20 protein-coding genes are annotated in these 25114 nt (G+C 70.7%); 8 read left to right on the top strand and 12 right to left on the bottom strand.

The window, feature by feature from the left end; all coding sequences use genetic code 11:
* Positions 1-504 carry a Cys-tRNA(Pro) deacylase gene (ybaK, locus tag MQP27_RS04565; protein ID WP_242761053.1) on the top strand — a complete coding sequence of 168 codons (504 nt, stop codon included), beginning with the start codon at positions 1-3 and terminating at the stop codon, positions 502-504.
* Between the two features lie 116 nt (positions 505-620).
* Here ybaK and MQP27_RS04560 read toward each other — a convergent pair whose 3' ends face one another.
* The 4 genes from MQP27_RS04560 to MQP27_RS04545 form a co-directional block, all read right to left on the bottom strand.
* Positions 621-1316 carry an AAA family ATPase gene (locus MQP27_RS04560; RefSeq protein ID WP_242761051.1) on the bottom strand — a complete coding sequence of 232 codons (696 nt, stop codon included), beginning with the start codon at positions 1314-1316 and terminating at the stop codon, positions 621-623.
* 34 nt (positions 1317-1350) lie between these two features.
* Positions 1351-2172, bottom strand: a complete 822-nt coding sequence (locus MQP27_RS04555) for an ABC transporter permease (protein ID WP_242761049.1) — start codon at positions 2170-2172, stop codon at positions 1351-1353.
* A 64-nt stretch (positions 2173-2236) separates the two neighbouring features.
* A complete protein-coding gene (locus MQP27_RS04550) occupies positions 2237-3211 on the bottom strand; it encodes an ABC transporter ATP-binding protein (RefSeq protein ID WP_242761419.1) in 975 nt (324 codons plus the stop codon).
* 122 nt (positions 3212-3333) lie between these two features.
* Positions 3334-4545, bottom strand: coding sequence for an NYN domain-containing protein (locus MQP27_RS04545; protein ID WP_242761047.1), 1212 nt, complete (start codon positions 4543-4545; stop codon positions 3334-3336).
* A 236-nt stretch (positions 4546-4781) separates the two neighbouring features.
* Between MQP27_RS04545 and MQP27_RS04540 the strand changes: the two genes are divergently transcribed.
* The gene (locus MQP27_RS04540; RefSeq protein WP_242761045.1) at positions 4782-4946 is read left to right on the top strand and encodes a hypothetical protein; all 165 of its coding nucleotides are present in this window, start codon (positions 4782-4784) and stop codon (positions 4944-4946) included.
* A 79-nt stretch (positions 4947-5025) separates the two neighbouring features.
* On the opposite strand, the gene dnaE is transcribed toward MQP27_RS04540, so the two are convergent.
* Positions 5026-8565 (bottom strand): DNA polymerase III subunit alpha, encoded by a 3540-nt coding sequence (dnaE, locus tag MQP27_RS04535; RefSeq protein WP_242761043.1) that lies wholly within the window; start codon positions 8563-8565, stop codon positions 5026-5028.
* 205 nt (positions 8566-8770) lie between these two features.
* Here dnaE and MQP27_RS04530 point away from each other — a divergent pair, with 205 nt between their 5' ends.
* The 4 genes from MQP27_RS04530 (at position 8771) to MQP27_RS04515 (ending at position 13515) form a co-directional block, all read left to right on the top strand.
* Positions 8771-10096 carry a DUF2252 domain-containing protein gene (locus MQP27_RS04530; protein ID WP_242761041.1) on the top strand — a complete coding sequence of 442 codons (1326 nt, stop codon included), beginning with the start codon at positions 8771-8773 and terminating at the stop codon, positions 10094-10096.
* Positions 10097-10163: 67 nt separating this feature from the next.
* The gene (locus tag MQP27_RS04525) at positions 10164-10865 is read left to right on the top strand and encodes a hypothetical protein (RefSeq protein ID WP_242761039.1); all 702 of its coding nucleotides are present in this window, start codon (positions 10164-10166) and stop codon (positions 10863-10865) included.
* A 77-nt stretch (positions 10866-10942) separates the two neighbouring features.
* The gene (locus MQP27_RS04520; protein WP_242761037.1) at positions 10943-11752 is read left to right on the top strand and encodes a thioredoxin domain-containing protein; all 810 of its coding nucleotides are present in this window, start codon (positions 10943-10945) and stop codon (positions 11750-11752) included.
* Between the two features lie 80 nt (positions 11753-11832).
* Positions 11833-13515, top strand: a complete 1683-nt coding sequence (locus tag MQP27_RS04515) for an alkaline phosphatase D family protein (protein ID WP_242761035.1) — start codon at positions 11833-11835, stop codon at positions 13513-13515.
* A gap of 13 nt (positions 13516-13528) precedes the next feature.
* Here the strand turns inward: MQP27_RS04515 and MQP27_RS04510 are convergent, their stop codons facing one another.
* Positions 13529-14098, bottom strand: coding sequence for a dienelactone hydrolase family protein (locus MQP27_RS04510; RefSeq protein ID WP_242761033.1), 570 nt, complete (start codon positions 14096-14098; stop codon positions 13529-13531).
* A gap of 94 nt (positions 14099-14192) precedes the next feature.
* Between MQP27_RS04510 and MQP27_RS04505 the strand changes: the two genes are divergently transcribed.
* Positions 14193-15335, top strand: coding sequence for a mechanosensitive ion channel family protein (locus MQP27_RS04505; RefSeq protein WP_242761031.1), 1143 nt, complete (start codon positions 14193-14195; stop codon positions 15333-15335).
* Positions 15336-15359: 24 nt separating this feature from the next.
* Here the strand turns inward: MQP27_RS04505 and MQP27_RS04500 are convergent, their stop codons facing one another.
* The 6 genes from MQP27_RS04500 to MQP27_RS04475 form a co-directional block, all read right to left on the bottom strand.
* Positions 15360-16100: an SDR family NAD(P)-dependent oxidoreductase gene (locus tag MQP27_RS04500; RefSeq protein WP_242761029.1), complete on the bottom strand. Its 741-nt coding sequence runs from the start codon at positions 16098-16100 to the stop codon at positions 15360-15362.
* A 100-nt stretch (positions 16101-16200) separates the two neighbouring features.
* On the bottom strand, positions 16201-17787 hold the full coding sequence (locus MQP27_RS04495; protein ID WP_242761027.1) for a Na+/H+ antiporter: 1587 nt from the start codon (positions 17785-17787) through the stop codon (positions 16201-16203).
* A 111-nt stretch (positions 17788-17898) separates the two neighbouring features.
* Positions 17899-18369 (bottom strand): GNAT family N-acetyltransferase, encoded by a 471-nt coding sequence (locus tag MQP27_RS04490; RefSeq protein WP_242761025.1) that lies wholly within the window; start codon positions 18367-18369, stop codon positions 17899-17901.
* Entirely contained in the window at positions 18366-19310 is a 945-nt protein-coding gene (locus MQP27_RS04485) for an RluA family pseudouridine synthase (protein ID WP_242761023.1), read from the bottom strand. Before MQP27_RS04485 ends, MQP27_RS04490 begins: the two co-directional genes overlap by 4 nt.
* 91 nt (positions 19311-19401) lie before the next feature.
* Positions 19402-19977, bottom strand: coding sequence for a signal peptidase II (gene lspA, locus MQP27_RS04480; RefSeq protein ID WP_242761020.1), 576 nt, complete (start codon positions 19975-19977; stop codon positions 19402-19404).
* A 61-nt stretch (positions 19978-20038) separates the two neighbouring features.
* Complete coding sequence (locus MQP27_RS04475; RefSeq protein WP_242761018.1) at positions 20039-21217, bottom strand: TraR/DksA family transcriptional regulator; 1179 nt, start codon at positions 21215-21217, stop codon at positions 20039-20041.
* 591 nt (positions 21218-21808) lie between these two features.
* On the opposite strand from MQP27_RS04475, the gene ileS reads away from it, so the two are divergent.
* On the top strand, positions 21809-24949 hold the full coding sequence (gene ileS, locus MQP27_RS04470; RefSeq protein WP_242761016.1) for an isoleucine--tRNA ligase: 3141 nt from the start codon (positions 21809-21811) through the stop codon (positions 24947-24949).
* Positions 24950-25114: the final 165 nt, after the last annotated feature.

Below are 25114 nucleotides of genomic sequence, written 5' to 3'. Positions count from 1 at the left end.
ATGGCGAAGAACCCGAAGAAGAGCCGGCAGCAGGGCGGCACGCCGGCGACGGTGGCGCTGACCTCCGCGGGAGTGGCGTTCACCGTCCACTCCTACGACCACGACCCCGCCCACCCGTCCTACGGCGAGGAGGCGGCCGAGGCGATGGGGGTGTCGCCGGAGCGGGTGTTCAAGACGCTGGTGGCCGACGTCGACGGCGGCCTGACCGTGGCCGTCGTCCCGGTGGCCGGCTCCCTGGACCTCAAGGCCCTGGCGACCGCCGTCGGCGGCAAGCGTGCCGCGATGGCGGACCCGGCGCTGGCCGAGCGCACCACGGGCTATGTCCGGGGCGGCATCTCGCCGCTGGGCCAGCGCAAGAGGCTCCCGACGGTCCTGGACGCCTCCGCGTCCGCCCACGCCACGATCTGCGTCTCGGCGGGCCGCCGGGGCCTGGAGGTCGAACTCGCCCCCGAGGACCTGGCGAAGCTCACGGAGGCCGTGCTGGCGCCCATCGGGCGTGCGTGACCCCTCGACGCCGGATGATCCCTCGGTTAAGTACGAGGGACATGTCGAAGAAAACGCGGAAACGCAAGTGGCGTATCAAGAAGGGCCGCTCCAACCACGGCCACCGTCCGGCGTGACTACTGCAGCGGGGCCCCGTACGGGTCCTTCGGCGCGGGCCCCTGCTGCTGATACGGCTCCGGATCACGAGGGCCGAACAGCGCCATCAGGCCGAGGTGCACCAGCAGCGCGGCCAGCGGCCACGCCAGCAGCGCGGCCTTCGCGCCCAGCTTCAGCGGCGCCGAGAAGGTGACGCCCTTGCCCACCTGCTTGGCGTGCGCGATCACGTCCTGCGTGGGCCCGAGCCAGACGCCCAGCCGCCAGGCGAGCAGCGACCCGAGCAGGCCGCCGACCCCCAGCGCCACCACCAGCGGCACTCCCCCGCGCCGGCGCACGAGGAACACCACCAGCGCGCTCACCAGCCCGAAGGCCAGCGCCAGCAGCGTGAACGTTCCGTCCACGCCGACCGCCTGCTCGCCCTCGCTGTCCGAGAGGTAGACGACCCAGCTCTTGTCGACCACGTCGCCGACCAGCGGTACGTGCGGCGCCAGCCACCACCACAGCAGCCCGAGCAGCACTCCGCCGACCGCCACCGCCACCGTGACCACGGCGGCCTCCAGCGCTTCCCTCTTCATTCCCGGTCCGTCCTGGCCGTAGCTGCCGTCCCACACGGAGTCGTGGGGCGCGGGGGCCACGTACCCGGCGGCCGGTGGCTGCCACGCGTTGTGCGGGGACTGTTCGTGCGGCGGCGGAGGCGGAGTCAACGGTGCGGTCACCCTGACATCGTGCCAGGCCCGCCTGTGCGGCGCGTCACCGGACGGCCGCCCGACGGTACGCCCAGGTGGCCACGGCCAGCGAGACGACCCCGACCGCGCCGCAGACGGCGAGGTCACCGAGCACGATCGCCCAGTCGGGGTGGTCCCCGAAGGTCCGCGCGAGGGCCTCCACGCCGTACGTCGAGGGCAGCAGGTCCCGCGCGAACCGCACGGCCTCCGGCATCCGGTCGGCCGGCAGCACCCCGAGCAGCAGCGCCGCGGACATGCCCAACTGGCCGAGCAGCGTGGCCAGTTCGGGCCGCGGGGCGAGCAGCCCGAGCGCCGCGCCGAGCCCGGACAGAGCGGCCCCGGCGAGCGGGATGACGGCCGCGAGGATCCACAGGTGCGCGAGCGGCAGCCCGAACAGCACGCACCCGAAGACGGCGGTCACCACGGTCCCGGGCACGGTGAAGGAGGCGTACGCGCCCGCCGCGCCCAGCACCACGGCGGCCGGCGGCACCGGCAGGGTCGCGTAGTGGTCGAGCCCGCCGCTGGCCCGCAGCTGCCCGAAGTACTGGGCGAGCAGGTTCAGCGCGACGAAGGCGACCACCAGCACCGAGGCCCCGGCCACCACCGACTCGGCCTCGCCCCCGCCGTCCACGACCCCGCGCATCAGGATCATGATCCCGATCGACTGGAAGGTCGCCACGAACAGCAGCGGGATCCGCGCGAACCGGGCCCGCGACAGCTGCGCGCGGTACACGGCCACGAGCGACGGCCACATCCGCGCCCGCGGCCCGAGCTCGGCCGCGCCCGCGGCCTCCTCACCGGCGGGCAGCGCGCTTCCCGGCAGGACATCGGCGCTTACGACACTCACGTCGGGTTGCTCCTTCTCGCTCCGACAGTCGTCCTGTCCCATACGCATCCGACCGCCGACCCGCTCACGCCTTCACCAACCCCTGCCGCGCGGCCCCGCCCAGCGCCAGGTACACGTCCTCCAGGCTGGGCGTGGCCAGCGTGAAGTCGTCCAGTGCGGCGAAGGCGCTGCCGCCGGTGACGGTGGCGACGACGGTACGGGCCTCCTCGGGCGCGAGCCGCAGCGTCCAGCGGCGCCCGGACTCGACGGCCCGCTCCCGCAGCACGGCGACCTCCGGGACGTGCAGCGGCGCGGCCTCGCGCCACACCAGCTCGACCCGGACCTCCCCGGCGACCTGTTCCTTGAGCCCGGCGGGGGTGTCGCAGGCGATCACCCGCCCCTGGTCGAGCACGGCGACCCGGTCCAGGACGGTCTCGGCCTCGATGACGTTGTGGGTGACGAGCAGCACGGTCGTGCCGCGCTCGGCCCGCCGCCGGTCCACGGCCGCCCACACGGCCCGCCGCGCCACGGGGTCCATTCCGGTGGTCGGCTCGTCCAGCACCAGCAGCGGCCGCTCACCGACCAGCGCGGCGGCGAGACACGCCAGCCGCCGCTGCCCGCCGGACAGCTTCTTCAGCGGCCGCCCGGCGATCGCCGTGAGCCCCAGCTCCTCGAGTACGGCGTCCCGCTCGGCCCGCGCCTGCCGCGCCTCCAGACCGCGCAGCCGCCCGGTGGTCTCGGCGGCCAGCGACACGGTCAGCTCGTCGAGGGCGCTGGACTCCTGGCCGAGGTAGGCGAGGATCCGCGCGGCCCGCTCGGGGTGGCGCACGATGTCGTGCCCGAGGATCTCGACGCGCCCCGCGTCGGGCCGCATCAGCCCGGTCAGCTGCCGTACGAGGGTGGACTTGCCGGCGCCGTTCGGCCCGAGCAGCCCGAAGATCTCACCCCGCCGGATGTCCAGCCGTACGTCGTCCGTGGCCCGCACCGCGGGTGTCCCCGGCGCACCGCGCCGCCCGCGCACGGCGGGATAGGTCTTGGTCAGCCCGCGCACGGCGCACACGACGTCCCCGCCCTGCCGAAGTGCCTGTGCCACGCGCGTACTCACAAAGGACGAGAGTACGGGGTCGGGAGCGCCTGCCCGCTCCCGGGTCGGCCCATGACTGCACAATCGCCGGTAAAGAACTACTCACCGGCAGGCGCGTGCTCCGCCTCCGTGCGTACGTCGATCTCCCGCCAGAACCCGGCCCGGATGGCGTAACGGTCGTGCTCGTCGATCTGGTCGTCCTTGTGGGCCAGCAGCCCGAAGCGGGCCGCGTAGCGCAGCAGCTCGCCGTCGATGCGGTGCGGGATGCGCGGATACATCCCCGACAGCTTCTGCAGATGGCTCTGGTCCCCCAGCCGCTCCATCCACCGCCGCGAGAACACCTGGCCCACCTCGTACGGGTCCCCGCCGACCGTGGTGATGTCCTCCTCCCGGTCGGCCCACCGCTGCTCGGCCGTGGTCAGCTGCGCGAGCGTCGGCATCGAGGCGGCCTCCGGCGGCTCCGCGGCCGGCCGGTCGACCCAGCCCTTGTCGGAGGACCAGCGCAGGGTCGCGTTCGCGGGCTGCGGCGCGGGCTGCACACCCGGCGCCCGCAGGGCCGCGAGGTCCTTGGGCGTGGGCACGCCCTTGGGCGCGGGCACCCGCTCCTGCGTGCCGTTCTCCGAGACGGCCGCGGGCGCGTGCTCGCCCTCGTCCGCGGGCCGCTCGGGGGCCGGGGCGAGCGCGGAGTCCGGCAGCGGCGCGGAGAGGATCGCGGCGATCTCGGGCCGCGGCGCGGGCGGCGGCGCACAGACCCCACCGAGTTCCTTCGCCCGTACGGCCTTGGTGATCCACGTACGGTCCAGCACCCGCCGCTCGTCCGCCTCGGCGACCAGGTCCTCGGACTGGTTGTAGTCCCCGTCGGCCGCCTGCACGGCCCACAGGTGTACGGCGACGCCGTGCTCCTTGGCGGCCATCATGCCCGGCAGCAGATCGCCGTCGCCGGTGACCAGGACGATGTCGGAGCAGGCGCGGTTCCTGGCCAGCTCGGTGAGCTCGGCGTGCATGGCGGCGTCCACGCCCTTCTGGGCCCAGCGTCCGTCGCTGCGGGTCAGCGCGCCGAGCCGGACGGTGACGCGGGGCATCACGCGCAGTCGGCGGTGCTCGGGCTGCGGGACGCGGTCGGGGGCGCCGTCGAACCAGTAGATGCGCAGCAGCGGCCGCTCGGTGTCGGACTCGGCGCGTTCGCGCAGGCCCTGGATGAGGGCGGCGTGGTCGACGGTGATGCGGGAGCGGGAGGGCTCCCCGGCAAGGAGACTGGCGGCGGCCCCCAGCAGATACCCGGCGTCCACCAGGACGATGCAGCGGTCCACACGACTCACCCTCTTCCCGGGAGGTTTGCTTCGGGCTTCCTTCGAGTCTGCCCGACTACGCAGGGGTTAACGGCCCGAACTCGATCTTCGGCGTGGCGTTTCGGAGTGCGCCGGGCACCCTCGCGCTCCGACAAGCCATGTCACAGACGGTAATTATCCGAAATGCGCTCCTTGTCAGCCTATGTGAATCTGGTCCCGGCCCTGGCCCCTAGATCCCCCACAGGAGGCAGATCACCATGGCCAAGAACAAGAAGCAGAACCGTAAGCAGCCGCAGTCCGAGCGCGGGCAGCAGCAGGCCGAGCAGACCTCGATGGAGGCACAGGCCGAGCAGCGTGCCACGCAGGTCACGCCGGGCGACATGGCCCGGAAGGGCCGGCAGAAGAGCTTCGGTCACAACTGACATCTGCATAACGGGTTGTTGAGACCCAGGCACACGAGAGGGCGCGTCCGTGCACGGACGCGCCCTCTCACGCTCACGCCTAACCCGCCAGACAGGACGGTCCGAGCAGCACCTTGAGGTCGCCGAAGAGCGCCGGGTCCGGCTTCACGCGGTGCCGGTCAAGGCGCAGGACCGTCGTCTTGCTCGGGCCCTGGAGCTTGATGCGGACCTCGCTGTCGCCCTTGTGGTGGCTGAGGATCTCACCGAGCCTGCTGACCATCGGCGGGGTGACCTTCAGCGCCGGGATGGTGAGGATCACCGGCGCGTTGGTGCCCGCGTTGGACAGGTCGGGGACCTGGAGCTCCATCGCGACCAGCCGGGGCACGTCCTCGCGCTTGTCGAGGCGGCCCTTGACGAACACGACGGCGTCCTCGACGAGTTGGGTCGACACCAGCTGGTAGGTCGCCGGGAAGAACATGCACTCGATGGAGCCGGCGAGGTCCTCGACGGTGGCGATCGCCCAGGCGTTGCCCTGCTTGGTCATCTTGCGCTGGAGGCCCGAGATGATGCCGCCGATGGTGACGACCGCGCCGTCCGCGTGCTCGCCGCCGGTGAGCTGGGCGATGCCCGCGTCGGCCTTGTCGGACAGCACGTGCTCCAGGCCGAAGAGCGGGTGGTCGGAGACGTACAGACCGAGCATCTCCCGCTCCTGGGCGAGCAGATAGGTCTTGTCCCACTCCTCGGTGGTGAACTCGACGTCCAGCCCGAAGCCGGGCTCGTCGCTCTGCTCGTCGCCCATTCCGCCGAAGAGGTCGAACTGGCCCTCGGCCTCCTTGCGTTTGACCGCGACCACGTTGTCGATCATCGGCTCGTACTGCGCGGTGAGGCCCTTGCGGGTGTGGCCGAGCGCGTCGAAGGCGCCCGCCTTGATGAGGGATTCCGTGGTGCGCTTGTTGCAGGCGGTGGCGTCGATCTTGTCCAGGTAGTCGGGGAAGGAGGCGAACTTCCCCTTGGCCTTGCGGGCCTTGATGATCGACTCGACGACGCCGGTGCCGACGTTGCGCACGGCCTCCAGGCCGAAGAGGATCACGTCGTCGCCCTGGGCGGCGAAGTTGTGCACCGACTCGTTGACGTTCGGCGGGAGGACCTTGATGCCCATGCGCCGGCACTCGTTCAGGTAGACGGCCGACTTGTCCTTGTCGTCCTTGACCGAGGTGAGCAGACCGGCCATGTACTCGGCGGGGTGGTTCGCCTTGAGGTAGGCGGTCCAGTACGAGACCAGGCCGTACGCGGCGGAGTGCGCCTTGTTGAAGGCGTAGCCGGCGAAGGGGACCAGCACGTCCCACAGGGCCTGGATGGCCTCGTCGCTGTAGCCGTTCTTCTGGGCGCCGGCCTGGAAGATGGTGAAGTTCTTGGCCAGTTCGTCGGGCTTCTTCTTGCCCATGACGCGGCGGAGGATGTCGGCCTCGCCGAGCGAGTACCCGGCGATGATCTGGGCGGCCTTCTGCACCTGCTCCTGGTAGACGATCAGGCCGTAGGTGACGTCCAGGACCTCCTTGAGCGGCTCCTCCAGCTCGGGGTGGATCGGGGTGATCTCCTGGAGACCGTTCTTGCGCAGGGCGTAGTTGGTGTGCGAGTCCATGCCCATCGGGCCCGGACGGTACAGCGCGGAGACGGCGGAGATGTCCTCGAAGTTGTCGGGCTTCATCAGGCGCAGCAAGGAGCGCATGGGGCCGCCGTCGAACTGGAAGACGCCCAGGGTGTCGCCGCGCTGGAGGAGTTCGAAGGTCTTGGGGTCGTCGAGCGGCAGGGCCAGCAGGTCGAGTTCGATGCCCTTGTTGGACTTCACCATCTTGACGGCGTCGTCCATGATCGTCAGGTTGCGCAGGCCGAGGAAGTCCATCTTCAGCAGGCCGAGCGACTCGCACTGCGGGTAGTCCCACTGCGTGATGGTCACGCCGTCGGTGTGCCGCACCCAGATCGGGGCGTGGTCGACGATGGGCTCGCTGGACATGATCACGCCGGCCGCGTGCACACCCATCTGCCGGACCAGGCCCTCGACGCCCTTGGCGGTGTCGATGACCTTCTTGACGTCCGGCTCGTTCTCGTACATCCCCCGGATCTCGCCCGCCTCGTTGTAGCGCGGGTGGGACGGGTTGGTGATGCCGTCGAGGTCGATGCCCTTGCCCAGGACATCGGCGGGCATCGCCTTGGTGAGGCGGTCGCCCATCGCGTACGGGTAGCCCAGCACGCGCGCGGAGTCCTTGATGGCGTTCTTCGCCTTGATCTTGCCGTACGTGCCGATCATGGCGACCTTGTCGGCGCCGTATTTCTCCGTCACGTACCTGATCACCTCGACGCGCCTGCGCTCGTCGAAGTCGATGTCGACGTCGGGCATGGAGACGCGCTCGGGGTTGAGGAACCGCTCGAAGATCAGGCCGTGCGGGATCGGGTCGAGGTCGGTGATGCCCATGGCGTAGGCGACGATCGAACCGGCCGCGGAGCCTCGGCCGGGGCCGACCGCGATGCCGTTGTTCTTGGCCCACATGATGAAGTCGGCGACCACGAGGAAGTAGCCCGGGAACCCCATCTGGATGATGACGTCCATCTCGTAGTCGGCCTGCTTCTGGCGGTCCTCGGGGATGCCGCCGGGGAAGCGGCGCTCCATGCCGCGGCGGACCTCCTCCTTGAACCAGGTGACCTCGGTGTAACCCTCGGGGATGTCGAACTTGGGCATCAGGTCGCGCTTCTCGAACATGCCCGTGGTGTCGACCATCTCGGCCACCAGGAGGGTGTTGCGGCAGCCTTCCTGCCAGGCGTCCGAGGAGTCGACGGCGTACATCTCGTCCGTGGACTTCAGGTAGTAGCCGGTGCCGTCGAACTTGAAGCGGTCGGGGTCGGAGAGGTTCTTGCCGGTCTGGATGCACAGCAGGGCGTCGTGGGCGGTCGCCTCGTGCGCGTACGTGTAGTGCGAGTCGTTGGTGACCAGCGGGGGGATGCCGAGCTTCTTGCCGATCTCCAGGAGGCCGTCGCGGACCCGGTGCTCGATCTCGATGCCGTGGTCCATCAGCTCCAGGAAGTAGCGGTCCTTGCCGAAGATGTCCTGGTAGTCGGCGGCGGCCTTCAGGGCCTCGTCGTACTGGCCCAGCCGCAGCCGGGTCTGGAGCTCGCCGGAGGGGCAGCCGGTGGAGGCGACGATCCCCTCGGACCACTGGGAGATGGTCTCCTTGTCCATCCGCGGCCACTTCTGCAGCCAGCCCTCGGCGTACGCGTCCGAGGAGAGCCGGAACAGGTTGTGCAGGCCGGTGTTGTTCACGGCCCACATCGTCTTGTGGGTGTAGCCACCGGAACCGGAGACGTCGTCCCGCTTCTGGTGCGGCTGGCCCCACTGGATCTTGCGCTTGTTGCGCCGGGACTCGGGGGCGACGTACGCCTCGATCCCGATGATCGGGGTGACCCCGGCCTTCTGCGCGCTGTGGAAGAAGTCGTACGCCCCGTGCAGGTTGCCGTGGTCGGACATGGCGATGTGGGTCATGCCCATCTCGTTGCACGCGTTGAACATGTCCTTGAGCCGCGCGGCACCGTCCAGCAGCGAGTACTGGGTGTGGACGTGCAGGTGCGTGAACGGCGGCTTTGACACGGTCGGGCCTCCATGGAAAACGGTCGGTGACGGGCGGTCGGACAGTCCTGGGGTCAGCGTCGAAGTCTATGCCCGGGGACTGACAATCCGACGGCCGCCCCGCGTACCTTCACAGCGGGGATCGCGGGCACTTCCGCGGCCCTTCGTCCGTTGGTCACGACAGAAACGCTGTCGTACACATCCATGCACCAGGAGGCACCCCGCGATGTCGGTTCCCCGGCTCAACGACGAGCAGCGCGGCGAGGAGATCCTCGCCGTCTTCGACACCGCCTTCGGCCGGCTCCTGGCCGCCGACCCGGCCGCGTTCCGCGTGAAGTTCCGCAAGATGGCGGCCTCCGCGTTCGCGTTCTACCGGGGCACGGCGTGCCTCTTCTACCACGACCTCGACGCCGAGAAGCGGGGCGGACCGTACCTGGACGAGCGCACCTCGCGCGTGTGGATCCACGGCGATCTGCACGCGGAGAACTTCGGCACGTACATGGACTCCAACGGCCGCCTGGTCTTCAACGTCAACGACTTCGACGAGGCCTACGTCGGCCCCTTCACCTGGGACCTGAAGCGCTTCTCCGCCTCCGTGGCGCTCATCGGGTACGCGAAGGCGCTCAGCGACGAGCAGATCAGCGAGCTGGTGCGGGTGTACGCGGGCGCGTACCGCGAGCGGATCCACGCCCTGGCGACCGGCGCCAAGAGCGACGAGGTGCCGCCGTTCACCCTGGACACCGCCGAGGGCCCGCTGCTCGGCGCGCTGCGCGCCGCCCGCTCGCTGACCCGCTTCGAGCTGCTGGACTCGATGACGGAGATCCGCGACTTCGAGCGCCGCTTCGCACCGGGCGGCGGCTCCATCGAGCTGGACGCGGCCACCCGGTACAAGGTGCTGGCCGCCTTCGACGGCTACCTGGAGACGCTGCCGGAGACCTCCCTGACCCGCCCGGACTCCTACCGGGTCAAGGACGTGGTCGGCCGGCGCGGCATCGGCATCGGCTCGGCCGGACTGCCGTCGTACAACATCCTCCTTGAGGGCCACAGCGACGCGCTGGAGAACGACGTCGTGATCTACATCAAGCAGGCCCAGACCCCGGCCGTCTCCCGGCACATCACCGACCCGGCGATCGCCGGGTACTTCCAGCACGAGGGCCACCGCACGGTGATCTCCCAGCGCGCCCTGCAGGCCCACGCCGACCCGTGGCTGGGCTGGACCGAGCTGGGCGGGGTGGGCCAGCTGGTCGCCGAGGTCTCGCCGTACGCGGTGGACCTGGACTGGGGCGACATCGACGACCCGGAGGAGATCGCGGCCGTCGTCGCCGACCTCGGCCGGGCCACCGCCACCATGCACGCGGCGGCGGACGACACATCCGGCGAGTCCCTGGTGCCGTTCTCCACCGAGCGGGCCATCGACGCGGCGATCGCCGCCGACGAGGCCGGTTTCGCCGACCTCCTGGTCTCCTTCGCGCACGACTACGGCGCACGCGCGCGTGCCGACCACCAGATCTTCGTGGACCTGTTCCGCAACGGCCGGATTCCGGGTCTCTAACAGTCCGTAATCTCACAGGGAGCTTTTAGGGGTCTCTTACCGGACCCCGTGACAGACTCTCCACGCCATGGACATATCCGGGACCCGCATCAGAGCGCTTCGCGCGGCGCTGTTCACGACACTGGTCGTGACGCTCAGCACCGCGTCGCACGTGCTGCTGTCGCGGGTCCCGCTGCCGTTGAACACGGTGGCCGCGGTCGCCGCCGCCGTGTTCGCGCTCGCCTACGCGCTGGCCGGCCGCGAGCGCGGCTTCGGGCCCATCGCCACCCTGCTGATCCCGCTGGAGCTGGCCGCCGACACGGTCTTCACCACCGGCCAGCACGTCTGTTACGGCGCCGCGGGCGGCCCGGTCGCGGGGCCCCTCCGCTCCGTCGGCTGGGACCTGCTGTGCGGGAGCAACGCGCAGGTCGGCACCCCGCTGGCCCGGGTGACGGGCGTGACGGGCACCGGCACCGACCGCCTCGCGGCCCTGCTGGCCCACGCCGACCCGGCCACCGCCTGGCTGCTGCTCGGCGCGCACGTCGGCGTCGGCCTCGTCGCCGCCGCCTGGCTGCGCCGCGGCGAGCGGGCGCTGGCCCAGTTGCTGCGGGCGGTGGCCGCGACGACGTTCCGGCCGCTGCTGCTGGCGGTCGCCGCGGTGACGGTACGGACGGCTCCGGAGGCCCGGTCGGTGCGGCGCACCGGCCCGCGCGCCTCGGTCGTCCGCGACCTGCTCTTCGTGCACTCCCTGGGACGGCGTGGCCCGCCCTGCTCGGTCGCCTTCGCCTGAACGACCCCTGAGCACCAGCACTCCCCCACACGTATCCCGCGTACGACGTGTGCGCGTCCCATATGGAGATCACCAACATGAGCAAGCGGAACAGCGCGGCGGCGAAGACTGCGGCCCGAGAGCGGCTGCGCGCCGAGCGCGAGCGCCAGGCCAAGAAGGCCAAGGTCAAGCGGCAGATCATCGTGGCCTGCTCGGTCGTCGCGGTCCTCGCGGCGGCGGGCGGCATAGGTTATGCCGTCGTCCAGGCCAACAAGCCCACCCACTGGGAGGCCGTGAAGAGCGACAAGGTCGTCGCCCCGGCCAACACCACCGGCAAGAACGGCACCACCGTCGTCATCGGCGAGGCGAGCGCCAAGAAGACCCTCAAGATCTACGAGGACCCGCGCTGCCCGGTCTGCGCCCAGTTCGAGCAGACCGTCGGCTCGACCCTCAAGAAGGACATCGCCGACGGCAAGTTCAAGTTCCAGTACGTCGGCGCCACCTTCATCGACGACAAGGACAACGGCGAGGGCTCCAAGAACGCGCTGAGCGCCCTGGGTGCCGCGCTGAACGTCAGCGACGACGCGTTCCTCGCGTACAAGACCGCGCTGTACTCGACCAAGTGGCACCCGGACGAGACGACCGACAAGTTCAAGGACGACAGCTACCTCATCAAGGTCGCCCAGACCGTCCCCGCGCTGAAGGACAACACCAAGTTCCAGAACGCGGTGAAGAACGGCACCTACGACGCCTGGGCGATGGCCATGTCGAAGCAGTTCGACGACAACAAGGACGGCGTGACCGGCACCCCGGGCTTCGTCATGGACGGCAAGCAGCTCAACAACGGCACCCCGATGCTGACGGTGGCCGACTTCAACAAGGTGGTCGACGCGGCCCTCAAGGCCTGACCCGACGTGCAGTAGAAGAGCGGGCGAACTTTTGCGAGTTCGCCCGCTCAAGCGCTTACTGGTCAGTAACCTGATCGCTCGTGACCAGTCGATACAGAGCACCCGGGAGCGCCGCCTCGCCATCCGAGGGCGCCAACTCGCTTTCCCCTCGCCGCCGTACGGTCGTCAAGGCCGCGGCGGCGACCGCTGTGCTGGCCGGCCCGCTGGCCGCCGCGCTGCCGGCCCGCGCCGCCGCGGACGCCCCCGCCTTCCTGCACGGCGTCGCCTCCGGCGACCCGCTGCCCGACGGCGTCCTGCTGTGGACCCGGGTGACGCCCACCGCCGAGGCGGTGCCCGGCTCCGGGCTCGGCCCGGACACCGAGGTGAGCTGGGTCGTCGCCAGGGACAAGGCGCTGACGAACATAGTCGCCAAGGGCTCGACCACGGCGAGCGCCGCCTCCGACCACACCGTGAAGGCGGACATACGGGGCCTGGAGCCGGCCACCGACTACTGGTTCCGCTTCTCGGCCGGCCCGACCGACTCCCCGGTGGCGCGCACCCGCACCGCGCCGGCGGCGGACGCCTCGGTGTCCGGCCTGCGCTTCGGCGTGGTCTCCTGCGCCAACTGGGAGGCCGGCTACTTCGCCTCGTACCGCCATCTCGCGGCCCGTAACGACCTGGACGCCTGGCTGCACCTCGGCGACTACATCTACGAGTACAAGTCCGGCGAGTACGCGGCCCGCGGCACGGTCGTGCGCCCGCACGCGCCGGCCAACGAGATCATCACGCTCGCCGACTACCGCACCCGGCACGGCAAGTACAAGACCGACCCGGACCTGCAGGCCCTGCACCACAAGGCGCCGGTCGTGGCGATCTGGGACGACCACGAGTTCGCCGACAACGCCTGGTCCGGCGGCGCGGTCAACCACACCGAGGGCGCCGAGGGCACCTGGACCGACCGCAAGGCGGCCGCCAAGCAGGCCTACTTCGAGTGGATGCCGGTGCGCCCGGCGATCGCCGGCACCACCTACCGCCGGCTGCGCTTCGGCAAGCTCGCCGACCTGTCGCTGCTCGACCTGCGCTCCTTCCGCTCGCAGCAGGCCTCCACCGGCTCCGGCTCGGTCGACGACCCGGACCGCACGATCACCGGGCGGGCCCAACTCGACTGGCTGAAGGCCGGGTTGAAGGCCTCCGACACCACCTGGCGGCTGGTCGGCAACTCGGTGATGATCTCGCCGTTCGCCATCGGCTCGCTCTCCGCGGACCTGCTGAAGCCGCTCGCCAAGCTGCTCGGCCTGCCGCAGGAGGGCCTCGCCCTCAACACCGACCAGTGGGACGGCTACACCGACGACCGGCGCGAACTCCTCGCCCATCTGCGCTCGAACGCCATCGGCAACACCGTCTTCCTGACCGGCGACATCCACATGTCGTGGGCCAACGACGTGCCGGTGGACGCCGGCACCTACCCCCTGTCGGCCTCCGCCGCGACGGAGTTCGTCATCACCTCGGTGACCTCCGACAACCTCGACGACATCGTGAAGGTCCCCGAGGGCACCGTCTCCGCGATCGCCTCGCCGATCATCAGGGCCGCCAACCGGCACGTCCACTGGGTCGACACCGACCGCCACGGCTACGGCGTCCTGGACATCACCGCGGACCGGGCGCAGATGGACTACTACGTCCTGTCCGACCGCACCGACAAGAACGCGAGCTCGTCCTGGGAGCGTTCGTACCGCACCCGCACCGGCACGCAGAAGGTCGAGCGGACGTACGACCCGGTGTAGGTCACGGGGGTTCTCACAGGGTTTCGAGGAAGCCGAGCGCCACCCGCCAGGTGGCCTCGGCCGCCTCCTCGTCCCAGTCCGGCAGGCCGGGGTCGGTGTAGAGGTGGCCGGCGCCGGCGTATCTGTAGATCTCCACGTCCGCGCCCGCCCTGCCCATCTGGAGATACCAGGCGCTCAGCCAGTCGTCCGTCTCGAACGGGTCCGGCTCCGCCACGTGCAGCTGGACCGGCAGCTCGTCCACCGAGGCGCCGGCCGCGATGTCCGAGGTGCCGTGCAGGAGCAGCAGCCCGCGGGCCCGCTCGTCGCCGAGCGCGAGGGTCTGCGCGATGGAGGCGCCGAGCGAGAAACCGGCGTAGACGAGCCCCCGCTCCGAGTAGGGAGCGGCGGCCAGCACGGCTCTCCTGAGCAGCTCGTCCTTGCCGATCTCGTCCTTGGCGGCCATGCCCTCCTCGACCGTCTCGAACGTACGCCCCTCGAAGAGGTCCGGGGTCCACACCTCGTGCCCGGCGGCGCGCAGCCGGTCCGCGGCCTCGCGCACCGCGGGCCTGAGCCCATAGGTCGAGTGAAAGAGCATGATGTTCATGGGGCCATGGTGCCAGCCGGGACCGACAACGCCCGGCCCACCGTAAACAGGCCCCCATGTTCATGACCGGCCGTCGCCGGTTACGTTCGAAGGCATGGAGAACGTACTCCGCCCGCTGATCGTGATCGGTGGCTCGGTGGTGCTCACGCTGATCATCGGCTGGGTCACCGATCTGCTGCTGCGCAAGGCCGACGAACGGCACGGCGAGACCCCGCTGTGGGGTCTGCTGCGCCGCGGCCGCGTGCCCTACCAACTCGTGCTGTGCTCAGCGATGCTCAGAGGCTCCTACGACCAGGCCAAGCTGACGCGGGAACACAGCGCCGCCGTCGGCCAGACCCTGACGCTGGTGCTGATCGGGGCCACGGCCTGGCTGGTGGTGAGCATCGCGGCCGCGATCGTCGAGTCGACGTACGCCCGCTACGCGCGCGCCAATCACGACGCCGCCCGGGTCCGCCGGGTGCGCACCCAGGTGACGCTGATCATGCGCGTGGTGACGGCGATCGTCGGTGTGGTGGCGGTCGCCGCGATGCTGCTGACCTTCCCGGCGATGCGCGCGGCCGGCGCCTCGCTGCTGGCCTCGGCCGGCATCCTGGGCATCGTCGCCGGTGTCGCCGCGCAGTCCACCCTCGCCAACATGTTCGCCGGGCTGCAGATCGCCTTCGGCGACATGGTGCGCCTGGGCGACACGGTGGTGGTGGACGGCGAGTGGGGCACGGTCGAGGAGATCACCCTCACCTTCCTGACCGTGCGGACCTGGGACGAGCGCCGGATCACCATGCCGGTGTCGTACTTCACATCCAAGCCGTTCGAGAACTGGTCGCGCGGCACCCCGCAGATGACCGGCATCGTCTACTGGCACCTGGACCACTCGGCGCCGATCGAGGCGATGCGCGAGAAGCTCCGCGACATCCTGCGCGAGTGCCCGGCCTGGGACGGCCGCGACTACGGCCTCGCGGTCACCGACTCGACGCCGAACACCCTCCAGGTCCGCGCCCTGGTGACCGCCAAGGACGCGGACGACGTGTGGACGGTACGGGTCACGGTGCGCGAGCGGATGATCGGCTGGCTCTGCCAGCAGCACCCGTACGCCCTCCCGCGCGTCAACACGGCCGACGCGACCCTGCCCCCGGGCTGGCCGGCTCCGACCGCCTCCACGGACGGCAACGTGCCCCGCCCCGACCCGGACGGCGTGGTGGCCCGCCGCGCCCACGAACCACCGCGGACGGGACGGGGCTGAAACCGTACGCCGCTCGACGGGGGCTCAATGCCCCCGTTCGGCACCCCCGTTGACCTGGACGACCTGCGAGGTGACGTGCCCCGCCGCCGGTGAGGCGAGCCAGTGCAGGGTCGCCGCCACGTCACCGGGGGTGCCGGCGCGCTGGTCCAGGGTGTCGCCGATCAGCCGCTCGCGCCGGGCCGGATCGATGGCGGGCCCGAAGAACTCGGTGTCCTCGATGTACCCGGGTGCCACCACGTTCGCGGTGATCCCGCGCGGCCCCAACTCCCGCGCCAGATCATGGGCGTACGGATGCAGGGCGGCCTTGGCCCCCGCGTACGCCCCGCTCCCGGACCCCCGGTACGCGGCGATGGAGCTGACGAACAGCACCCGCCCGCCCGGCGAGGCCAGCCGGTCCTTGAGCCCCTCGGTGAGCAGGGCGGCGGTGAGGGTGTTGAGCCGGAAGTTGACGGTCCAGTCGTGCAGCACCCGGTCGAGCGGATCGTCGCTCTCGACGGCCGGCTCCAACTGCCCGGTCCCACCGGCACTGTGGATCAACACGTCCACGGCCCCGAACTCACGGGCGACGAAGTCGACGACCCCGCGCACCCCGGCCGGCTCACTCAGGTCGGCGGCACAGATCAGCGCCCCTGGCACCCCGGCCTTCTCCAGGACCTCTCTCCGCCGCCCCAGCAACAGAACCCGATCCCCGTCCGCGGCGAACACCTGCGCCGCGGCGAGCCCGATCCCCGTACCACCACCACTGATCACAACATTCCGAGCCATGATTCAACCCTAGGCACCGAAAGCCGCCAACGGCGATCACCCCCCACAGGAGGGGCCCACTTCTCAGCCAACTGGAAACGGGCGGTGCGCGGGTGGGAGATCATCTCAAACTACGCACATCAAGATGCCGAAGCACCCGGTCCACAATCTCAGGGTCGGCCCCCACCTCGCTCCGCGCCGCCAGCACCTCGTGCCGCGCCGCGCTCAGCAACTCCCCCTGGATCCGCCGCATCCGCTTCAGCCGCCGCACCCGCATGTCATGAGCCTCCCGCCGCTCCTCCTCCCCCATCTCCGGACTGATCCGCACCCCGATCTCGAAGGCCCGCCGCAGCATCTGCTCGGACAGCTCCTCCGGCAGCTCCTCGACCTCCTCGATCTCCCGGAGCCTGCGCTTGGCGGCCTTGGCCGCGCGCACCGCGAGTTCCTTCTCGAACGCCTTCTCGCGCTCCGTGTCGGCCTGCACCCCGAGCCGCTTCACCAGCCACGGCAGGGTCAGCCCCTGCAGCACCAGCGTGCCCATGATCACGCCGAACGCGACGAACACGATCTCGTCCCGGTCGGGAAAGGCCGAACCGTCGTCCGTCTTCAGGGGAATCGCCAGCGCCAGCGCGACCGAGGCCACGCCCCGCATCCCGGACCACCACATGACGACGGTCTCCCGCCAGCTCATCGGGATGTCCTCGTCGTGGTCGCGCCTGGCGTGCAGCCGCTTGGTCAGCCAGGTCGCCGGCAGCAGCCACGCCAGCCGTACGAGGACGACCACACCGAGCACGGCCGCCGCCCAGCCGAGCATCTCGCCCCACCGCCCGGACGCCGTACGGATGGCGTTGTGCAGCTCCAGGCCGATCAGCCCGAACGCGACGCCCGTGACGAGGGTGTCGACGATGTCCCAGAAGGTGTGTCCGGCGAGCCTGGTCAGCACGTCGTCGGGGTCGGTGGCGTACTCGGCGAGGAACAGCGCGCCGGTGAGCACGGCGAGCACGCCGGAGCCGTGCAGCTCCTCCGCGAGGACGTAGGAGGCGTACGGCACGAGCAGGGTCAGGCCGACCTGCAGCGTCGGGTCGCCCAGCAGGTCGAGCAGCCGGTTGGCGCCCCAGCCCAGGGCGACGCCCACGGCGACCGCGACGACGGCGGACAGCACAAGGTCGAGGGCGGCCCGCCCCGGACGGAACTCGCCGCTGACGGCCGCGGCGACGGCGACGTGGTACAGCACGATGGCCGTCACGTCGTTGAACAGGCCCTCGCCCTCCAGGATGGACACCAGTCGCCGTGGCAGCCCGAGTTGGCCCGCGACCGCGGTCGCCGCGACCGGGTCGGGCGGTGCGACGAGCGCGCCGAGCGCGACGGCGGCGGCCACGGGCAGCCCGGGCACGATGGCGTTCGCGACGACCGCCACGCAGAGGGTGGTGACGAAGACCAGGGCCACGGCCAGCAGGAAGATCGGCCGCCGGTTGGCCGCGAACTGCCGCCACGAGGTCCGCCGTACCGCCGCGTACAGCAAGGGTGGCAGCAGCAGCGGCAGGATCAGATCGGGCGGGACATTGACGTTGGGCACGAAGTCGGCGACCGCGAGCACGATCCCGAGCAGGGTCATCAGCACCGGCGCCGGCAGCCCGAACCGGTCCCCGACCGGGACACTCACCACGGCACCGAGCAACAGCACGAACAGCAGGGCCAACTGATCCACGCTCAGCACTCCGGTGGTCTAGACGATCAAGACACCCCGGCCTCCAGCGTGCCACGCCGCCCCCACCGGCCCACTCCGCACCCGCCGACCGCCCGCGACCGGCTCCGTCGGCTACAGAGCTCGCCGCATGGCCTGGTGCGGTATCCCCGCCTCCGGGTACTCCGGCCCGTACGCCTCGTACCCCAGGCGCTCGTAGAACCCCAGCGCATGCGTCTGCGCGTGCAGGTCCACCGCCGCCAGCCCACGCGCGCGTGCCGCGTCCTCGATGGCCCGTACGAGCGCCACGCCGACGCCGAGGCCGCGCGCCTCCCGGGTCACCGCGAGCCGCCCGAGCGACCCCACCGACAGGTCCCCGTCGACCTTCGCCGCGGCCACCGCGCCGTGCAGCAGCCGCCCGGTCCCGAGCGGGGTCCCGTCCTCCCGCACGGCCAGCACATGCACCGCCACGGCGTCGAACTCGTCGTACTCCAGATCCTCGGGCACCCCCTGCTCGCCGACGAAGACCTCCTTGCGTACGGCGAAGCAGGCCTCCAGGTCGGCCGCGTCCTCGGCGACGCGCACGGCGTACGCGCGCGTGCTCATCCGTACGTCTCCTCGCGGACCTGGTCCAGCGCCTTCTGCAGGTCGGCCGGGTAGTCGCTCTCGAACTCCACCCACTGCCCGTCCCCGGGGTGCTCGAAGCCCAGGCGGACGGCGTGCAGCCACTGGCGGGTCAGCTTCAGCCGCTTGGCGAGCGTCGGGTCGGCGCCGTAGGTGAGGTCGCCGACGCAGGGGTGACGGTGGGCGGCCATGTGGACGCGGATCTGGTGGGTGCGGCCGGTCTCCAGCTTCACGTCCAGCAGGGAGGCCGCGCGGAAGGCCTCGATGAGGTCGTAGTGCGTGACGGAGGGCTTGCCGTCGGCCGTGACCGCCCACTTGTAGTCGTGGTTGGGGTGACGGCCGATGGGCGCGTCGATGGTGCCGCTGGTGGGATCCGGGTGGCCCTGCACGAGCGTGTGGTAGCGCTTGTCGACCGTGCGCTCCTTGAACTGCCGCTTCAGCGAGGTGTACGCGCGCTCCGACTTGGCCACGACCATCAGACCGGAGGTGCCGACGTCCAGCCGGTGCACGATGCCCTGGCGCTCGGCGGCACCGGAGGTGGAGATGCGGTAGCCGGCGGCGGCGAGGCCCCCGATGACGGTCGGCCCGGTCCAGCCCGGCGACGGGTGCGCGGCGACGCCGACCGGCTTGACGATCACGACCACGTCATCGTCGTCGTACACGATCTCCATGCCCTCGACCGGCTCGGCGACGACCTGCACGGGCGCGGGTGCCTGCGGCATCTCGACCTCGAGCCAGGCGCCGCCCTGCACCCGCTCGGACTTCCCGACCACCGAGCCGTCGACCGTGACCTTCCCCGCCGCGGTAAGCTCCGCGGCCTTGGTACGGGAGAAGCCGAACATGCGGGAGATGGCGGCGTCGACGCGCTCGCCCTCCAGGCCGTCGGGCACGGGCAGGGTACGGATCTCGGGAATCGTGCTCACCCGTCGAGTATGCCGGACACCGCCGAGGGCCCCGAACGAGCCTGTGGAAAACCCGGCCTGTGGAAAAGCGCGACCGGCCGGAACCGGAGGCTCAGTCCTTGTGGACGGTCCCGTCCGGGTCCAGCCCCTTGAAGGACAGCAGCACGATCAGGATGCCGCCGCACACGATCGCCGAGTCGGCCAGGTTGAAGACCGCGAAGCCCTTCGGGGCGATGAAGTCGACCACCGCGCCCTCGAAGACACCCGGCGAGCGGAAGATCCGGTCGGTGAGGTTGCCCAGCGCACCGCCGAGCAGCAGGCCGAGCGCGATCGCCCAGGGCAGGCTGTACAGCTTGCGGGCGAGCCGCGCGATCACCACGATCACGGCCGCCGCGATCACCGTGAAGATCACGGTGAAGGCCTCCCCGAAGCCGAAGGCCGCGCCCGCGTTGCGGATCGCCTCGAACTTCAGCCAGTCCCCGATGATCTCGATCGGCTCGTGGTGCTCCAGCTTGGCGACCACGAGCAGCTTGCTGCCCAGGTCGAGCAGGTACGCGAACGCGGCCACCGCGAACAGCACGGCGATCCGGCGCTTGCCCCTGGGGCCTGCCGCCGCGTCCTGCTCCGGCTCGGCCCCCGCCGCCTCGGGGGTATCCGGCGTACCGATGATGCGCTCCGCCTCTGCCACGTGAGTCCCTCAACCTAGGTACCTGACTGAGCACGAGGGTACGGCACGCGCGTGTACGCCCTCAGTACCGGCGTTCCTGCTTCTGCTTGCACTCCACACACAGCGTGGCCCGCGGGAACGCCTGCATCCTGGCCTTGCCGATCGGGTTGCCGCAGTTCTCGCACAGGCCGTACGTGCCCTCGTCGAGCCGTACCAGGGCGTGCTCGGTCTGGGTGAGCATCTCGCGCGCGTTGGCCGCGAGAGCCAGCTCGTGCTCGCGCGTGATGTTCTTGGTGCCGGTGTCCGCCTGGTCGTCGCCCGCGCCGTCCCCGGAGTCCCGCATCAGGCCCTGCAGCGCGTCCTCGGACGAGGTGATCTCGGCGCGCAGCCGCAGCGCCTCGGACTGCAGCTCGGCCCGCGCCTCCTCGACCTCGTCCGGGGTCCAGGGGTCCTCACCGGGGCGCACGGCAAGCTCGCCGGGCTCCACCGCCGCGGCGACCCGAGCCTTGGGTACGGCGGTCTTCGCCGCCATGGCCGTGCCAGGAGTCTTCTTCGCAACCACCGTCGTGGCTCCCGTCTGCTCCGCGGCCTGCGCCGCGCCCGCCTTCTTGGCCGTGCTCTTGCTCTTCCTGGCCGCGCTCTTCCTGGCCGGGGCCTGTGCGGCGACTGCCTTCTCCGCGACCGTCTCCTCGGCCGCCGTCTCCTTCACAGCCACCTTCTTCGCAGCCACCTTCTTCGCAGCCACCTTCTCGGCCGCCGTCTTCTTCGCGGCCACCTTCTTGGCCGGGGCCTTCTTGGCCGGGGCCTTCTTCGCGGGGACCTCCGCCTCCGCCGTCTTCCCGGCCACCGTCCTCTTCACCGCCGCCTTCTTGTCGACTGCCGTCTTACCGACTGCCGCCTTTTTCGCGACCGCCTTCTTGGCGACCGCCCCGCCGACCGCTGCCCCCGTGGCCGCCGCCTCCTTCACGGCCACCTTCTTGGCCGCCGTCTCCTTCACAGCCGCCTTCTTGGCCGCCGTCTTCTTCGCCGCCGCCTTCTTGCCGACCGCGGTCTTCTTCGTACCGGCAGGTCGCTCCGGACCGTCCTCCTCGACGGTCCCCCGCGCCCGCACCCGCTTCACCGCTCCAGCGGCCTTCTTCCCCCGCGCCGAGGCCTCTCCCTGCGCGCTCTTCTTCCCGCTTACATCCTTGGCCGCACCGCCCGAGGCCTGTGTGGACCTGCCCGACGCCGAATGCTGTACGGCGGTCTTCTTCGCCACCATGGCCGCGGCCCCTTCACATATTGTGATCTTGCACGCGAATCGTGCTGGGACGATAAATCGACTTGAGCCCCGCGGCAACGGGGCACACCGCCCGATTCGCCCGGCTCGCGCATGCCGCGACGCGAGCCTGCATCCGTTGTGCCCAGCTCCCCTCGGCATAATCCGCCGGACCGCCCGTCCCAGAATCCGAACACGCGTACCGCTCCATTCGGGTCATCTCCGCACCTACCGCGCCCGGTCCCCCGGGGCACCGAAAACCGGTCGGCCGCTGTCCGCGCGGCGCCGTACACTGGGCGGAGCGAGAAGCGTGGATGGGGACGAGTAGCGGCGTACGCAGCCCAGAGCGACCCGGGGACGGTGGAAGCCCGGGGGCGAGCGCGACGTGAAGATCACCCCGGAGCCGCCGGAAGAACGCCCGCCAAGGCAAGTAGACCCGGCATCGCGACCCCAATGAGGGGGCTCACCGGAGCGCAGTGCGCACCGGAGGGCCAAGGAGGGTGGTACCGCGGGAGCGCGCCGAAAGCGGCGTAGAGAAGACAGCTCTCGTCCCTCCGGACGGAAGGCAGCAAGTCCGCCGGAGGAAGCTCGCTGATGACAACGCCGACGTACCGCCAGGTGCCCGCCCAGGTCGACCTGCCCGCGCTCGAGCACGCGGTGCTCGACTTCTGGCGCGAGCAGAAGATCTTCGCCAAGACCCTGGAGCAGTCCGAGGGCCGCCCCGAGTGGGTGTTCTACGAGGGCCCGCCCACCGCCAACGGCATGCCGGGCGCCCACCACATCGAGGCCCGCGTCTTCAAGGACGTCTTCCCCCGCTTCCGCACCATGCGCGGCTACCACGTCGCCCGCAAGGCCGGCTGGGACTGCCACGGCCTCCCGGTGGAGCTCGCGGTCGAGAAGGAGCTCGGCTTCTCCGGCAAGCAGGACATCGAGGCGTACGGCATCGCGGAGTTCAACGCGAAGTGCCGCGAGTCGGTGACCCGGCACACGGACGCCTTCGAGGCGCTCACGACCCGCATGGGTTACTGGACCGACCTCGACGACGCGTACCGCACGATGGACCCCGAGTACATCGAGTCGGTCTGGTGGTCGCTCAAGGAGATCTTCAACAAGGGCCTGCTGGTCCAGGACCACCGCGTCGCCCCCTGGTGCCCGCGCTGCGGCACCGGCCTCTCCGACCACGAGCTGGCGCAGGGCTACGAGACGGTCGTCGACCCGTCCGTGTACGTCCGTTTCCCCCTCACCTCCGGTCCGCTCGCCGGCGAAGCCGCGCTCCTGGTCTGGACGACGACCCCCTGGACGCTGGTCTCCAACACGGCGGTCGCCGCGCACCCCGACGTCACCTACGTCGTGGCGACGAACGGCGAGGAGAAGCTCGTCGTCGCCGAGCCGCTCGTCGCCAAGTCCCTCGGCGAGGGCTGGGAGACCACCGGCCAGTCCTTCACCGGCGCCGAAATGGAGCGCTGGACGTATCAACGTCCGTTCGAGCTCGTCGAGTTCCCGGAACCGGCACATTTCGTCGTCAACGCCGAATACGTCACGACCGAGGACGGCACGGGTCTGGTCCACCAGTCCCCCGCCTTCGGCGAGGACGACCTCAAGGTCTGCCGCGCCTACGGCCTGCCCGTGGTGAACCCGGTGCGCCCCGACGGCACGTTCGAGGAGGACGTCCCGCTGGTCGGCGGCGTCTTCTTCAAGAAGGCGGACGAAAAGCTCACCGAGGACCTCCAGCAGCGCGGCCTCCTCTTCAAGCACATCCCGTACGAGCACAGCTACCCGCACTGCTGGCGCTGCCACACCGCGCTCCTCTACTACGCGCAGCCGTCCTGGTACATCCGCACCACCGCCGTCAAGGACCGCCTCCTCCAGGAGAACGAGAACACCAACTGGTTCCCGGACACGGTCAAGCACGGCCGGTACGGCGACTGGCTGAACAACAACATCGACTGGGCGCTGTCCCGCAACCGCTACTGGGGCACCCCGCTGCCGATCTGGCGCTGCGGGGACGACCACCTCACGGTCGTCGGCTCCCGCGCCGAGCTGACCGAGCTGACCGGCACGGACCAGTCCGAACTCGACCCGCACCGCCCGTACATCGACGACGTCACCTTCGACTGCCCGAAGTGCGCCAAGACGGCCACGCGCGTGCCGGAGGTCATCGACGCCTGGTACGACTCGGGTTCGATGCCGTTCGCGCAGTGGGGCTACCCGCACAAGAACAAGGAGCTGTTCGAGAGCCGCTACCCGGCGCAGTTCATCTCCGAGGCGATCGACCAGACCCGCGGCTGGTTCTACACGCTGATGGCGGTCGGCACGCTGGTCTTCGACAAGTCCTCGTACGAGAACGTGGTCTGCCTCGGCCACATCCTCGCCGAGGACGGCCGCAAGATGTCCAAGCACCTGGGCAACACCCTGGAGCCGATCCCGCTGATGGACCGCCACGGGGCGGACGCGGTGCGCTGGTTCATGGCGGCCGGCGGCTCGCCGTGGGCGGCCCGCCGGGTGGGCCACGGCACCATCCAGGAGGTCGTCCGCAAGACGCTCCTCACGTACTGGAACACGGTCGCCTTCCAGGCCCTGTACGCCCGCACCTCCGACTGGGCGCCCAGCGCGGCGGACCCGGCCCCGGCCGACCGCCCGGTCCTGGACCGCTGGCTGCTCTCCGAACTGCACGCCCTCACCGACCAGGTGACACAGGCTCTGGAGGCGTACGACACCCAGCGCGCCGGCAAGCTCCTGTCGGCGTTCGTCGACGACCTGTCCAACTGGTACGTCCGCCGCTCGCGCCGTCGCTTCTGGCAGGGCGACAAGGCGGCACTGCGCACCCTGCACGAGGTCGTCGAGACGGTCACCAAGCTGATGGCCCCGCTGACCCCGTTCATCGCCGAGCGGGTCTGGCAGGACCTGGTCGTGCCGGTGACCCCGGGCGCCCCGGAGTCGGTCCATCTGTCCTCCTGGCCGGAGGCGGACCTGACGGCGATCGACCCCGAGTTGTCGCGGCAGATGGTCCTGGTACGACGGCTGGTCGAGCTCGGCCGCGCCACGCGCGCGGAGTCGGGCGTGAAGACGCGTCAGCCGCTGTCCCGTGCGCTCATCGCGGCGACCGGCTTCGACACCCTCGACCGTGAACTGCACGCGCAGATCACGGAGGAGCTGAACGTGAGCTCGCTCGCGTCCCTCTCCGAGGTGGGCGGCAGCCTGGTCGACACCACGGCGAAGGCCAACTTCCGCGCCCTGGGCAAGCGTTTCGGCAAGCGCGTCCAGGACGTTGCCAAGGCCGTCGCGAACGCGGACGCGGCCGCGCTGTCCCTCGCCCTGCGCGAGGGCACGGCGTCGGTCGAGGTCGACGGTGAGACGGTCACCCTCGCTCCCGATGAGGTGATCATCACAGAGACCCCGCGCGAGGGCTGGTCGGTGGCCTCCGACTCCGGTGCCACGGTCGCCCTGGACCTGGAGATCACCGAGGAGCTGCGCCGGGCGGGCCTGGCCCGTGACGCGATCCGGCTGATCCAGGAAGCCCGCAAGAACAGCGGCCTCGACGTGGCGGACCGCATCGCCCTGCGCTGGACGTCGACGGACCCGGCGGTCATCGCGGCCCTGTCCGAGCACACGGCCCTGATCGCCGACGAGGTCCTGTCGACGGACTTCGCCCAGGGCGAGGCCGACGACGCCGGCTACGGCGACCCGTTCACCGACGAGGGCCTGTCCCTCGTCTTCCGCCTGCGCAAGGCGTAACGAGCGCGCAAAGGCCCGGTCTCCCTCACGGGGGACCGGGCCTTTGTCGTCGGCAACTCCCGTACAAGAGGCGTACAACACGCGTAAAAGGGCGGGGCCCCGGACCGAAATCCGGGGCCCCGCCCTATTTGAACGCTGCCGACGCCTGACGCGTACTACTGGCCG

It is taken from the genome of Streptomyces cylindrosporus, from assembly GCF_022698165.1.
In the GTDB taxonomy this organism is placed as follows: Bacteria; Actinomycetota; Actinomycetes; order Streptomycetales; family Streptomycetaceae; genus Streptomyces; species Streptomyces cylindrosporus.
This window is presented reverse-complemented; position numbering and strand designations above follow the sequence as displayed.

What these genes read in the sequence shown, in the direction of transcription:
- ybaK (WP_242761053.1), top strand. Translation starts at nt 1, where the DNA reads ATGGCGAAGAACCCGAAGAAGAGCCGGCAGCAGGGCGGCACGCCGGCG.
- MQP27_RS04540 (WP_242761045.1), top strand. Translation starts at nt 4,782, where the DNA reads ATGGCCAAGAACAAGAAGCAGAACCGTAAGCAGCCGCAGTCCGAGCGC.
- MQP27_RS04530 (WP_242761041.1), top strand. Translation starts at nt 8,771, where the DNA reads ATGTCGGTTCCCCGGCTCAACGACGAGCAGCGCGGCGAGGAGATCCTC.
- MQP27_RS04525 (WP_242761039.1), top strand. Translation starts at nt 10,164, where the DNA reads ATGGACATATCCGGGACCCGCATCAGAGCGCTTCGCGCGGCGCTGTTC.
- MQP27_RS04520 (WP_242761037.1), top strand. Translation starts at nt 10,943, where the DNA reads ATGAGCAAGCGGAACAGCGCGGCGGCGAAGACTGCGGCCCGAGAGCGG.
- MQP27_RS04510 (WP_242761033.1), bottom strand. Translation starts at nt 14,098, where the DNA reads ATGAACATCATGCTCTTTCACTCGACCTATGGGCTCAGGCCCGCGGTG.
- MQP27_RS04505 (WP_242761031.1), top strand. Translation starts at nt 14,193, where the DNA reads ATGGAGAACGTACTCCGCCCGCTGATCGTGATCGGTGGCTCGGTGGTG.
- MQP27_RS04500 (WP_242761029.1), bottom strand. Translation starts at nt 16,100, where the DNA reads ATGGCTCGGAATGTTGTGATCAGTGGTGGTGGTACGGGGATCGGGCTC.
- MQP27_RS04490 (WP_242761025.1), bottom strand. Translation starts at nt 18,369, where the DNA reads ATGAGCACGCGCGCGTACGCCGTGCGCGTCGCCGAGGACGCGGCCGAC.
- MQP27_RS04475 (WP_242761018.1), bottom strand. Translation starts at nt 21,217, where the DNA reads ATGGTGGCGAAGAAGACCGCCGTACAGCATTCGGCGTCGGGCAGGTCC.
- ileS (WP_242761016.1), top strand. Translation starts at nt 21,809, where the DNA reads ATGACAACGCCGACGTACCGCCAGGTGCCCGCCCAGGTCGACCTGCCC.